Origin of the sequence: uncultured Salinisphaera sp. (assembly GCF_964012375.1) — a bacterium.
In the GTDB taxonomy this organism is placed as follows: Bacteria; Pseudomonadota; Gammaproteobacteria; order Nevskiales; family Salinisphaeraceae; genus Salinisphaera.
Map to the genome: position 1 here is coordinate 16059 of NZ_CAXGSH010000049.1, position 11994 is coordinate 28052.

Below are 11994 nucleotides of genomic sequence, written 5' to 3' on the forward strand. Positions count from 1 at the left end.
CTTACTGACAGGCCTCGCAGTCCGGGTCGTCGATGGCACAGGCCATGGGCGCGGTCGGCTTGCCTTCCGGCGCGGGTGCCGTGGCCGAGGCCGTGGGCCGGGCCTTGGGCGCTTCGGCCACGCTCGCGCCGTTGGACGCCGCGTTGACCGTCTGACCGCCGCCGTTGGCCGAACCGCCGGTGACCGAGCCGCCGGCGCCGGTACCGCCGCCGGAACCTTTGCCGCCGTTGCCGACCGCGTTCAGGCGATGATCGGTGATCGTCGACTTCTCGGTATGCGTGGCACTGGTGGAGCGCAGGTAGTAGGTGGTCTTCAGGCCTTTCTTCCAGGCGAACTTGTAGAGTTCGTCCAGCTTGCGGCCCGAGGGTTCGGCCATGTACAGGTTCAGGCTCTGGGCCTGATCCAGCCATTTCTGGCGGCGCGAACCGGCTTCCACCAGCCAGCGCGGGTCGATCTCGAAGGCGCATTTGTAGAGCACTTTCAGGTCGTCCGGAATGCGGTCGATGCCCTGCACGCTGCCGTCGTAATACTTGAGATCGTTGGCCATGACCTCGTCCCACAGGCCCAGGGCCTTGAGGTCTTCCACGAGGTAGGGGTTGGCCACGGTGAACTCGCCCGACAGGTTCGATTTGACGTACAGGTTCTGATACGTCGGCTCGATCGACTGGCTCACGCCAGTGATGTTGGCGATGGTCGCAGTGGGCGCGATAGCCATGCAGTTGGAGTTACGCATGCCCACATTCATGACGCGCTCGCGCAGGGTTTCCCAATCCAGCGTCTGGGATTCGTCCTGATCGAGATACTCTTCGCCGCGGTTTTCACGCAGGATCTTGATCGAGTCGATCGGCAGGATGCCCTGATCCCACAGGCTGCCCTTGAAGGTGCTGTAGGCGCCGCGTTCTTCGGCCAGGTTGGTCGAGGCCTTGATGGCGAGATAGCTGATCTGCTCCATGGAGCGATCGGCGAATTCGACCGCCTCGCTGGATTCGTAGGGCAGCTTGAGCTTGTAGAGGGCGTCCTGGAAGCCCATCAGACCCATGCCGACCGGGCGGTGACGCAGGTTGGAGTCACGCGCGGTCTTCACGCTGTAGTAGTTGTACTCGATGACGTTATCGAGCATGCGCATGGCGGTGTTGATGGTGGCTTCCAGCTTGGCCACGTTCAGCTCGCCGTTCTCGATATGCTGCGGCAGGTTCACGGAGCCCAGGTTGCAGACCGCGATTTCCTTGCCCGGCGAGGTGTTGAGCGTGATCTCGGTGCACAGGTTGGACGAATGCACCACGCCCTTGTGCTGCTGCGGGCTGCGCAGGTTGCACGGGTCCTTGAAGGTGAACCACGGGTGGCCCGTTTCGAACAGCAGGCTGAGCATCTTGCGCCACAGGTTGACCGCCGAGATGGTCTTGACGTTCTTGATCTCGCCACGCGCGGCCTTGGCCTCGTAGCCGGCATAGGCTTCTTCGAAGGCCTTGCCGGTGAGGTCGTGCAGGTCCGGCACGTCGTTGGGCGAGAACAGCGTCCACTGTTCGTCGTTGAGCACACGCTTGACGAACAGATCCGGAATCCAGTTCGCGGTGTTCATGTCGTGGCAGCGACGACGGTCGTCGCCGGTGTTCTTGCGCAGGTCGAGGAATTCCTCGATGTCCTTGTGCCAGGTTTCCAGATAGGCACAGACCGCGCCCTTGCGCTTGCCGCCCTGGTTCACGGCCACGGCCGTATCGTTGACCACTTTCAGGAACGGGACCACGCCCTGCGACTTGCCGTTGGTGCCCTTGATATGGGCGCCCATGGCACGCACCGGCGTCCAGTCGTTGCCCAGGCCGCCAGCGAATTTCGACAGCAGCGCGTTGTCCTGTACGGCTTCGTAGATGCCGTGCAGGTCGTCGGCCACGGTGGTCAGATAGCAGCTCGAAAGCTGCGGGCGCAGCGTGCCGGAGTTGAACAGCGTCGGCGTGGACGACATGAAGTCGAAGCTCGACAGCAGCTTGTAGAACTCAATGGCCTTTTCTTCGCGCTCGATTTCGTTGATCGCCAGGCCCATCGCCACGCGCATGTAGAACGCCTGCGGCAGTTCGAAGCGCTTGGATTCGTGATGAATGAAGTAGCGGTCGTAGAGGGTCTGCAGGCCCAGATAGGTGAACTGCAGGTCGCGATCAGCAATCAGCGCTTCGCCGAGGCGATCCAGGTCGTATTCCATCAGCTCGGGGGCGAGCAGCTCGTGGTGTACGCCGCGGGCGATGAAGTCCTTGAAGTAGGACGGATACGCCGTGCGCATCTCGGCGTGGGTCGCATACTCGACCTGGCCGTCGGCAAGGAAGGTCAGCGCTTCGTGGCGCAGCTTGTCCATGAGCAGACGCGCGGCGACCATGCCGTAGTTGGGCTCGGCTTCCAGACGCTGGCGGGCCGAGAGTACGAGCGCGGTGGACAGCTCGTCTTCGGAGATGCCATCAAACGCGTTCTTGAGCGTGTCCTTCAGGACCTGCTCGGCGGCCACGCCGTCGATGCCGGCACAGGCCTCGTCGATCACGCGGCCCAGACGGTCGCGATCCAGCGGGCGGGTGGTGCCATCCTTGAAGGCGACATTGATATCCGCGGCCTGGGCCGGCTCGCCGGCTTCCACGCCCTTTTCGGCCAGCTTGGCGGCACGCTCGTGGGCGCGCTCTTCGCGATACAGCACGTAGGAACGCGCGACCTTGTGCTCGCCGCTGCGCATGAGCGCGAGCTCGACGTAGTCCTGAATATCCTCGATATGCACCGCGCCGCCGCCGGGCAGACTGCGGGTCACGCCCTGCACGACCTGTTCGGTGATGTGCTTGACGGTTTCACGGATACGCGAGGAGGCCGCGCCCTGCTGGCCTTCGACATCGATGAAGGCCTTGGTTACGGCCAGCTCGATCTTGGAGGCATCGAACGGGGTGACCTTGCCATTACGGCGGATGACCTTGTAGTTGCCCGGCGCCGTCGCCTCGATGCTGGCGCCGTACGAATCGGCCGCTGCCGGCTGTTCGCTGCGCGCATTCGCGCGATCGGAAACCTGTGTGTGCTCCATGGCTATGCCTCTTGAAATCTGCCGCGCCGGGAGAACGACGCTGCGATAAAACGAAACCGATAAACGCCGTGCCGCGCTGGGGACAACGTTCTGGCAGCGAACTCTACCCCACTAGATACTGTGGTCAAGCACCCCTTTTCGCCGCCCCTAGAACTATATGTTGTGGTCGGCCGGTGCACAAGAGGTGGACAACACTGTGGATAAACCCGGGCACAAACCGCCCAAACGCGCATGGCGCAAGGCATTGGGGCAGTGGTTACTGGCTGGCCAGCCAACGGCTCACTTGGGTGGCAGGGGCACGTTGTTGCCTTGCCCGCCACGCTGCGCCAAATTTGCACAGATCTTGTGACCGTTCTGTAAAAGACTTGGCGTACAAGCGTTTTCAGCGGCGAGCGGCCCCGAGGAGACCCACGAAAACCGACACGATAAAAATTTTTTGCCACATCGCGTTTTTCGATAGTCAAAACCGTCCGGTAATGCCTGCCCGCAGTGGCAGCACCGGCATTCACAGGTGACAATAGGCCCATGGATATCATCGTCATACGTCACGGCATCGCGCTCGATGCGGACAAGGCCCACGGCATGGGCCTGTCCGACGAAGAGCGCCCGCTCACGCCGGAAGGCATGCGCCGTACCCGCGCGGCCGCGGCCGGCCTGCGCGCTGCGCTCAAGGACCTGGCCGTGGACGACATCGTCACCAGCCCGCTCGTGCGCGCGGTGCAGACCGCCGAGATTCTGTCCGGCTATCTGGACGATGCCACCATCGAGGAAGCCAACGTCCTGGCCCCGCCGGTGGATATGGCCGCGCTCGATGAATACCTGCATACCCATTTCGGCGATCGCCGGCTGGTACTGGTGGGCCACGAGCCAGACCTGGCCACCTGGGTGTCCTGGAGCCTGACCCGCCGGCGCGACCGGCTGATGGCCTTCAAGAAAGCGGGCGCCGCCCTGCTGGAATTCCCCGGCCCGCCGGACGGCGGCACCGGCACGCTGCGCTGGCTGCTCACCGCCCGCCAGCTGCGCAAGCTCGGTTAGCCCGCTCGCCCGCGCGGTGGGGCACAGCCGAGGGTTTATGGAAATCGTGAAGACGTTTGGCGTTTTCGTATTGACGGCGCTTGCCGAGATAATCGGTTGCTACCTGCCGTATCTCTGGCTCAAGCAGGGGCATACGGCCTGGCTACTCGTGCCTGCTGCGTTCAGCCTTGCTGCTTTCGCCTGGTTGTTGACGTTGCATCCTCAAGCAGCCGGGCGCGTTTACGCGGCATATGGCGGTGTATACATCAGCGTCGCGTTGGCGTGGTTATGGGCGGTAGATTCAGTGCGACCCACGGCCACCGATTTCGTCGGGGTCGTTGTGTGCCTGTTGGGTATGGCAATCATTATGTTCGGCCCGCGTTATGCCTGACGGTTCGCTGCCTTTGTCCGCCTTCGCGGGCTGCGCCTGCTTCGGGCGCAACTGAGACCGGGCGATGTACGACTGGCTGATCATCGGCGGCGGCCTGCACGGCGCGTTCGCGGCGCAAGCGATCACCGCGGCCGGACCCGCGGCACGGCTCGCGGTGCTCGACGACCGCCCCGCCATGGCGGACTGGCAACGCCGGGCCGATGCCTGCGGCATGACCTATCTGCGCTCTTCCAACGCCCATCACCTGGGCCGGCGCGCCGATGCCCTGCGTGCGTTCGCAGCGGCAAACGGCTTCGACAGCGGCCACGAACTCGGCTACTACCGCCGGCCTTCGCGGGCGCTGTTCGAAACCCATGCCCGTCACGCCCTGGCCGGGCCCGCGCGTATCGCAACGCGCGGCCAGCGCATCGAACGTATGCCCCAGGGCTGGCGTGTCCACGCCACGAACGGCCAAACCTACGATACGCGGCGGCTGGTATTGGCGCTGGGGCCCAACGCGCCCTACCGGCCCATGGGGGCGGCGGACTGCGAGCACGTCTACGACGCCGGTTTCGCGATCGACCGATACGCGTCGGCACGGCCCGCCGTGGTCGGCGGCGGCATCACCGGCGCACAGCTCGCACTACGGCTGCAGGAACTCGGGCACACGGTGTGCTGGGTCACGCGTACGCCGCCGCGGCGGGCCGATTTCGATAGCGACCCCTGCTATGCCGGCCCGCGCTGCCTGGCCCCGTTTGCCCATACACCAATCGAGACGCGGACCGCCGTGCTTGCCGAGGCCCGCCAGCCCGGCACCCTGCCGCCCGATATCTTCGCGCGTATCACGGCCGCGCTGGCAGCCGGCGATATCGCCTGGCGACGTGGCGACGTCGAATCGACGGATACGAACGGCCTGCTCTTGGCGGACGGCCGGCGTATCGATGCCGATCGCGTGATTCTTGCCACCGGCTTCGAAAACCACGCCCGCCCTGACAGCCTGCTCGGCCATACCCTCGACGCGCTCGAGCTGCGCTGCGATAGCGACGGCCACGTGTTCATCAACGACGATCTGGAAGCCGCGCCCGGCCTGCACCTGGTCGGCCGCCCGGCCAGCCTTCAGCTTGGGCCGATGGCGGGCAACATCAAGGGCGCACGCCTGGCAGGGGCGCGGCTGGCAGCGCTCGCAAAGCGCGGCGCCCGGAACGCAGCATAGCCGGGGCGTCTTATTTCCGTCCGGCCGGCTGGCCGCGCTGGCGCATGAAATCGTCACTGACGCCGCGCTGCTCGAACCCGCTTCTCCACGCCTCGGCGCCGGGCGCGACCTTCGGCCGACTCACCCGGTGGCTGCGGTTACTCCTGAATACAGTGCCGTGTTTCATGAGCTGCACATTCTCTGCAATAGACCCAGAGCATGTCTCGACATGGAGAACGACAGGCGCGTAAAAACACTAGCCGGGCAGCAACGAGCTGAAACAAAACGTCGACGTTTGAAGGCGCGCTAAACGGTCGGTTTGCGCAAGAACAGGTGCGTGAGGAACACGATCCAGTCAGCCCCGTATACGACAAGCACCGCAAACAAAACATCTGGTTTGCCAACCGCAGCGGGGAAGCCGTCAAGACTCGGGCCGACGACACCAGTCCGGATATATGTCATGTCTGCGATGAACGCAGACCAGTGAAGGCGAAAAAAGCCGAGCCCTACGCCCGCTAAAATAACCGCGCCGAACAGATTCAACCGGCGTTTCACGTACTTGCGGTATCCACAATAATTCCGAACGAGCTTGCGTTCCATTAGCCGATGCCATGTCCGTCGCCGCTCGTCGCGGCGCACTTCCAATTCAAAAAGCAGCCGTCGCACCCAGCCAATACGCAGCCCCATCGCGAGTGCAATCAGTAGATACCAAAGCTGTAATGTCGCCCGCGCCGGATCTACTTCGATGAACTCAATTCGCGCAAGCCAGCGATACGGCAACCCCAGAACAAAGAGAAGCGCGAAGCTCAGAACAATCGGCACCCACTCGCCGTGGAACGGTATTCGCTGAATCTTTCGTATGGGGCGCCCCTTCGCGTCGCGGCCGGAAAGCTGGCGATCCAGCCAATCGGCCAAAAAGAGCGGCTCGGGCGGCCCGTGCGGCTCGAGTTCACCCGTGCCGGGCGCGTCGCCGATGGGCCGCCAGGCGCTCATCGCCTATTCCATCAGCGGCGGCGCTTCCTTGATGTAGTCGCGACGCTTGTTGGTGGCCTCGCCGGTGAGCGCGAAGCCGATGAGCTTGCCGTCTTCGTTCACGCAGCGGGCTTCGAAGTCGGGCATCTCGCCGTCGATTTCCCATTGGCCGCCGCTTTCCACCGGCGGCATGACCACCACCGGGCAGACGTGGGTCTTCACGATGATGGGCAGCGTCGGGTACTTGACCCGCCCGGCCGTTTCGCCGTCGCCGCCGGCCAGGGTCTTGCCGAGCGTGCGCGCACACTGCATGAGCGGGCCGACATAGGGCCGCCACTGGCCATCGACCTCAGCACAGTCGCCGAGCGCATAGATGTTGGGATCGCTGGTCACCAGGGTGCGGTCCACGACGATGCCCTTGTCGATCTTGAGCCCGGCCTTTTCGGCCAGGTCGATACCGGCACGCAGGCCGACCGCCGACAGCACCGCATCGGCATGGATGCTTTCGTCGTTGTCGAGCAGGATCTGCAGCTGTTTGTTGCTGTGGTGCACGCCGGTGGCGGCATGGCCCAGATGCCAGTGCACACCGGCTTTTGCCAGGCCGCGCTCGACGGCCTGACCACAGGCCTTGGGCAGCAGCTGCGACAACGGCCAGTCGGCCGGGTCGGCAATCGATACCTCGTAGCCGGCTTCGACCAGATCGTTGGCAAACTCGCAGCCGATCAGGCCGGCACCAAGAATCGCCACATGCTTGGCATCGCCCAGGTTCGAGCGAAAGCCGCGGTAGTCGAACAGGTTGTTGACCTTGTGAACGGCCTGGGTGGCATCACCCGCGAGCTTGAGCACGATGGGCTCGGCGCCGAAGGCCAGCACCAGCTTGTGGTAGGTCAGCGTATCGCCGTTGAGCACGATCTGGCGGTTATCGCGGTCGATGGATTCGACCTGGCGATGGGTATGGATGGTCGCGTCGAGCTCTTCGGCCATGGCGTCGACGTCTTTCTTGACCAGATCGTCGGGCGTGGCGTTCTTGGCGTGGGCTTCCGACAGATCGGGCTTGTAGTAGCTGGCGCCGTCGTCGCGGGTGATCAGCACCAGCGGACGCTCCTTGTCGTGCTTGCGAAATTCCCGGGCCGTGCCGTAGCCGGCCAGGCCGGTGCCGACGATGATGATCGGATCCATGCGAGCTCTCGTTTGCGATCAAATAGCGGGCCGCGCTGCGGCCCATGCGTGCCGAACCAGGGCTGTGATCAGTCGACTTCCATCATTTCGAAATCGTCCTTGGGCGCACCACAGTCGGGGCAGGTCCAGTCGTCGGGGATGTCGTCCCACTTGGTGCCCGGCTCGATGCCCTCGTCCGGCATGCCTTCGGCTTCGTCGTACTCGAAACCACAGACGATGCATTGCCATTTCTTCATCTAACGTCCTTTATGAATTATTTCGCTGGAGCAAATTCGGGCGCCGTGGCAACGGCGCCCGTTCGGTGGAATTCAAGGCTACCAAAACCGCCGTACGACGGCGATTGCTTGATTACGCAGCGATCGCGCTAGGCAGACGCATCGGCCGACGTGGCCGGCGGCGGGTACTTGGCCAGCAAACGCTCGCGTTTGCCCGGCTGCAGGTTGGCGCGGCGCAGGTCGCCGTCATAGTGGGCCACGACACGCTTGTCCATGACGCGATACCAGAGCGGCGGGAAATAGGCCAGCACGATCATGCCGGCATAGCCGGTGGGCAGCTGGGGCGCTTCGTCGAAATGACGCAGCGACTGGTAGCGCCGGGTCGGATGCGCGTGGTGATCGGAATGGCGCTGCAGGTGGAACAGGAAGATGTTGGTCACGATGTGGTCGTTGTTCCAGGAATGCTCCGGCTGACAACGCTCATAGCGACCGCTGTCGAGCTTCTTGCGCAGCAGGCCGTAGTGCTCGGCGTAGTTCACCGCTTCCAGCAGCGAGGCACCGATCAGCGCCTGGAGCACCAGAAACGGCAGCAGCTCGATACCGAAGGCGAACATCAGCGCGCCCCAGAGCACGACGGTCATGGCCCAGGATTGCAGCACTTCGTTATGCACGCTCCAGAAGCTGCGGTTCTTGCGTGCCATGCGCGTCTTCTCGATGTCGAGCGCCGAGCGCGCGCTGCCGCCGGCGGTACGCACGAGAAAACGCCAGAACGGCTCGCCCATGCGGGCACTGGCCGGGTCGTGCGGCGTGGCCACGTTCTTGTGATGGCCGCGATTGTGCTCGGTATAGAAATGCCCGTAGGCCACCGGCGCAAGCGCGATCTTGGCCAGCCAGCTTTCGATGGCCGTGTTCTTGTGGCCCAGTTCGTGGGCGGTGTTGATGGACACACCGGAGAGCATGCCGATGGTGCTGACAAAGCCCAGCCACTGCCAGAAGGTCAGATCCTGGGTGCCGACGATGGCACAGACGGCCACGAACAGAATGAGCTGAACGACCACGTAGATATAGGTCGAGTAGCGGTAGAACGGGTCGTCCTCGAGGATATCGAGCACCCGCTCGGGCGGATTGGTGCTGTCCTTGCCGATCAGCAGGTCGAGCACCGGCACCACGCCGTAGACCACGATTGGCCCGGCAAAGATCAGCCAGGTCTGGCCCGTCAGCCAGCCGGTGAGCGCCAGAGCGGCCACGATGATGATGATGCCGAAGCCCATGGGCCACAGCCAGCGCTTGCGGTCGTGGGCCCGCGCTTCGGCCATTGTCATTGTATTCATGCGATCTCCTCGCTTTAACGGCATGGACACGACCGGCGACGCGCTTGCACCCTACCGATCGGTTTATTACATTGCTCGCTGTAACTCTATTAATTAATCGACCGGTTAGTCAATAGCCTGTGCTAACGTCGTGTTTTGGTTCGTCAGCGACGAAAAAACATGGCACAACCGGTAGACACGGACCCGGGGCAAACGCGCAAGCGCATCTGCGATGCGGCCTTTCGCGCGTTCGGCCGCTTTGGCTACGACGGCGTGTCGATGACGCGTATGGCGCATGAAGCCGGGGTGACCAAAGCTGCCCTGTACTGGCACTTCGACAGCAAGCAGACGCTCTATGCCGACGCCATGCAGCGCCTGATCGGCATCTTCGAGGCGCACGTATTCGACGCGGTGGCCGACGAAACCGATCCGGTGGAACAGATATTCGCGATGTTCGCGGGCCTGGAACACCTGGTAGAAGACCCGCGCCTGGCCGAGGGCATCGCCGGCTACTGGCTCAAGCCCAGCACCGCCGACGTCGAGGCCGCCATTGCCGTACAGGAGGCCTTCGAGGCCCAGGCGTCCGAAGCGATCGAACAGCTGCTCGACGAAGCCCGCGCGAGCCAGGCCCTGAGCGTGGAAGGCTCGACGCACGACATGGCACGGGCCTTCATTTCACTTATCGAGGCGATCGTGCTGCCGCTGGGCCATCGCAGCACCCGCGATCATCGACGCGTGGTCCGCGTACTCGCGCACATTTTCTTCCAGGCCCATGCGCGGGCGCCCGAGCTGGCCAAGCGCGCGGCCCGACGCCTGGACATGGCGACGGAATCTTGAGCGCTTGCACTGGCCGCCATGACAAGAACCTGACATAACATTCGAATAATGCGAGCAACGCTTCGGTATCCGGGGCGTCGAGACAGGAGAATTCACATGAGTACCGCCGTAGAGAATATTGCTGCTGCCGCGCCCGCGGAGGCCGACCACGGCCGCACCGAACGGCTGTTTGCGGCCCAGCAGGTCAAGGCGCTGTCGCTGCGCACATCCACGGCGGCCGAACGCATCGAAAAGATCAAGCGCCTGCGCCAGGCCATGTTCGATCGCAGCGAACAGATCTACAAGGCCTGTCATGCGGACTTCGCAAAGCCCGCGCCGGAAGTCGATATCACCGAGATCCTGCCGGTAGTCATGGAAGCCAACCATGCAATTCGTCATCTCAAGGGCTGGATGAAGCCCGAACGCAAGCGGCCCACGCTGCTGATGTTCGGCACCTCGGCCGAGGTGCGAAACGAACCCAAGGGCGTATGCCTGATCATCTCGCCCTGGAACTACCCCATCAACCTGAGTTTCGGGCCGTTGATCTCGGCGATCGCAGCCGGCAATACGGTCATCCTCAAACCGTCGGAGATGACCCCGCACTGCGCCCAGCTCATGGACGACATCGTGTCCGATCTCTTCGACGAGGATGAAGTCACGGTGGTGCAGGGCGCGGTACAAACGTCACAGCACCTGCTGGGGCTGCATTTCGACCATATCTTCTTCACCGGCTCGCCGGCGGTCGGCAAGATCGTGATGCGCGCCGCGGCCGAACACCTCACCTCGGTGACCCTGGAACTGGGCGGCAAGTCGCCGGTGATCGTGGACAAGACCGCGGATATCGACAAGTCGGCGAAGAACCTGGCCTGGGGCAAGTTCGCCAACAACGGCCAGACCTGTATCGCGCCGGACTACATGTATGTCCATACCGATATTCTGGACAGCTTCGTCGAGGCCATGCGCAAGGCCATGACCAAGCTCTACGGCGATCAGGCACAGATGGCATCGAACGCCGATTACTGCCGGATCGTCAACGACAAGCACTATGCGCGCGTGAAAAGCCTCATCGACGACGCCACCGAGCGCGGCGCGCGCGTGTCCATGGGCGGCGTGGAAGCCAACAACGACAACTATATCGCCCCCACCCTGCTGACCGAGGTCGACCGCGAATCGCGCGTGCTTTCAGAGGAGATCTTCGGCCCCATCCTGCCGATCGTGCCCTTCACCGACAGCGACCGCGTGATCGACGAAATCAACGCCCAGCCCAAACCGCTGGCGCTGTACGTCTTTGCACGCGACAACGACTTCATCGACAAGGTGCTGTCCAACACCAGCGCGGGCGGCTCCTGCGTGAACCATTCGATGGTGCAGTTTCTGCACGCCAACCTGCCGTTTGGCGGGGTCAACAATTCGGGGCTGGGCAATTCCCACGGTCACTACGGCTTCAAGGCATTCAGCCACGAGCGGGCAGTGGTCCGCGAGCGCTTCTCGCTGAGCTTTTTGTTCCTGCCGCCCTACAAGGGGTTTACGCGCTGGTTCATCAAGTTCGCTACGCGCTGGCTGGTCTGACCCGGGGCGTGCATGGCGGCCGGACGGCGTTCGGCCGCCGGTTCGATGCCGTTCTCGGTAACGCTCGGGCACCGCGATGGGCCGGGCTTGCGTTAAGCTGACGCCCGTCATTCAATCCGACCGTTAGAGCATCATGTCCGCAGCCCAACGCTTTCTTTCCGCGCTCGAAACCGAACACCCGCTCCAGATCGTGGGGGCCATCAACGCCTATGCCGCGATGCTGGCCGAACACAGCGGCTTCAAGGCGATCTATCTATCCGGCGGCGGCGTGGCCAACTGGTCCTACGGCCTGCCCGATCTGGGCATGACCA

General features: G+C 63.5%; 10 protein-coding genes and 1 pseudogene. 6 read left to right on the forward strand and 5 right to left on the reverse strand.

The features are described from left to right. Window position 1: 1 nt before the first annotated feature. Window positions 2–3046 carry a ribonucleoside-diphosphate reductase subunit alpha gene (locus ABNU97_RS10040; RefSeq protein WP_348766597.1) on the reverse strand — a complete coding sequence of 1015 codons (3045 nt, stop codon included), beginning with the start codon at window positions 3044–3046 and terminating at the stop codon, window positions 2–4. A gap of 525 nt (window positions 3047–3571) precedes the next feature. On the opposite strand from ABNU97_RS10040, the gene sixA reads away from it, so the two are divergent. The 3 genes from sixA to ABNU97_RS10055 all read left to right on the forward strand — a co-directional run bounded on the left by sixA (window position 3572) and on the right by ABNU97_RS10055 (window position 5643). Beyond that, complete coding sequence (sixA, locus tag ABNU97_RS10045; protein ID WP_293624526.1) at window positions 3572–4081, forward strand: phosphohistidine phosphatase SixA; 510 nt, start codon at window positions 3572–3574, stop codon at window positions 4079–4081. Window positions 4082–4118: 37 nt separating this feature from the next. Continuing rightward, complete coding sequence (locus ABNU97_RS10050; protein WP_348766598.1) at window positions 4119–4451, forward strand: YnfA family protein; 333 nt, start codon at window positions 4119–4121, stop codon at window positions 4449–4451. A gap of 64 nt (window positions 4452–4515) precedes the next feature. Further along, complete coding sequence (locus ABNU97_RS10055) at window positions 4516–5643, forward strand: FAD/NAD(P)-binding protein (protein ID WP_348766599.1); 1128 nt, start codon at window positions 4516–4518, stop codon at window positions 5641–5643. A gap of 285 nt (window positions 5644–5928) precedes the next feature. Here ABNU97_RS10055 and ABNU97_RS10060 read toward each other — a convergent pair whose 3' ends face one another. The 4 genes from ABNU97_RS10060 to ABNU97_RS10075 form a co-directional block, all read right to left on the reverse strand. Beyond that, window positions 5929–6615, reverse strand: coding sequence for a hypothetical protein (locus ABNU97_RS10060; protein ID WP_348766600.1), 687 nt, complete (start codon window positions 6613–6615; stop codon window positions 5929–5931). Window positions 6616–6618: 3 nt separating this feature from the next. Continuing rightward, window positions 6619–7773, reverse strand: coding sequence for an FAD-dependent oxidoreductase (locus ABNU97_RS10065; RefSeq protein WP_348766601.1), 1155 nt, complete (start codon window positions 7771–7773; stop codon window positions 6619–6621). Between the two features lie 68 nt (window positions 7774–7841). Further along, complete coding sequence (locus ABNU97_RS10070) at window positions 7842–8009, reverse strand: rubredoxin (protein WP_348766602.1); 168 nt, start codon at window positions 8007–8009, stop codon at window positions 7842–7844. Window positions 8010–8137: 128 nt separating this feature from the next. Then, the gene (locus tag ABNU97_RS10075; protein WP_348766603.1) at window positions 8138–9319 is read right to left on the reverse strand and encodes an alkane 1-monooxygenase; all 1182 of its coding nucleotides are present in this window, start codon (window positions 9317–9319) and stop codon (window positions 8138–8140) included. A gap of 159 nt (window positions 9320–9478) precedes the next feature. Here ABNU97_RS10075 and ABNU97_RS10080 point away from each other — a divergent pair, with 159 nt between their 5' ends. The 3 genes and pseudogenes from ABNU97_RS10080 to prpB all read left to right on the forward strand — a co-directional run. Then, window positions 9479–10135, forward strand: a complete 657-nt coding sequence (locus ABNU97_RS10080) for a TetR/AcrR family transcriptional regulator (protein ID WP_348766604.1) — start codon at window positions 9479–9481, stop codon at window positions 10133–10135. Between the two features lie 96 nt (window positions 10136–10231). Then, entirely contained in the window at window positions 10232–11683 is a 1452-nt protein-coding gene (locus ABNU97_RS10085; RefSeq protein WP_348766605.1) for an aldehyde dehydrogenase family protein, read from the forward strand. A 133-nt stretch (window positions 11684–11816) separates the two neighbouring features. Next, a pseudogene (prpB, locus tag ABNU97_RS10090) lies at window positions 11817–11994 on the forward strand (methylisocitrate lyase); the annotation flags it as partial.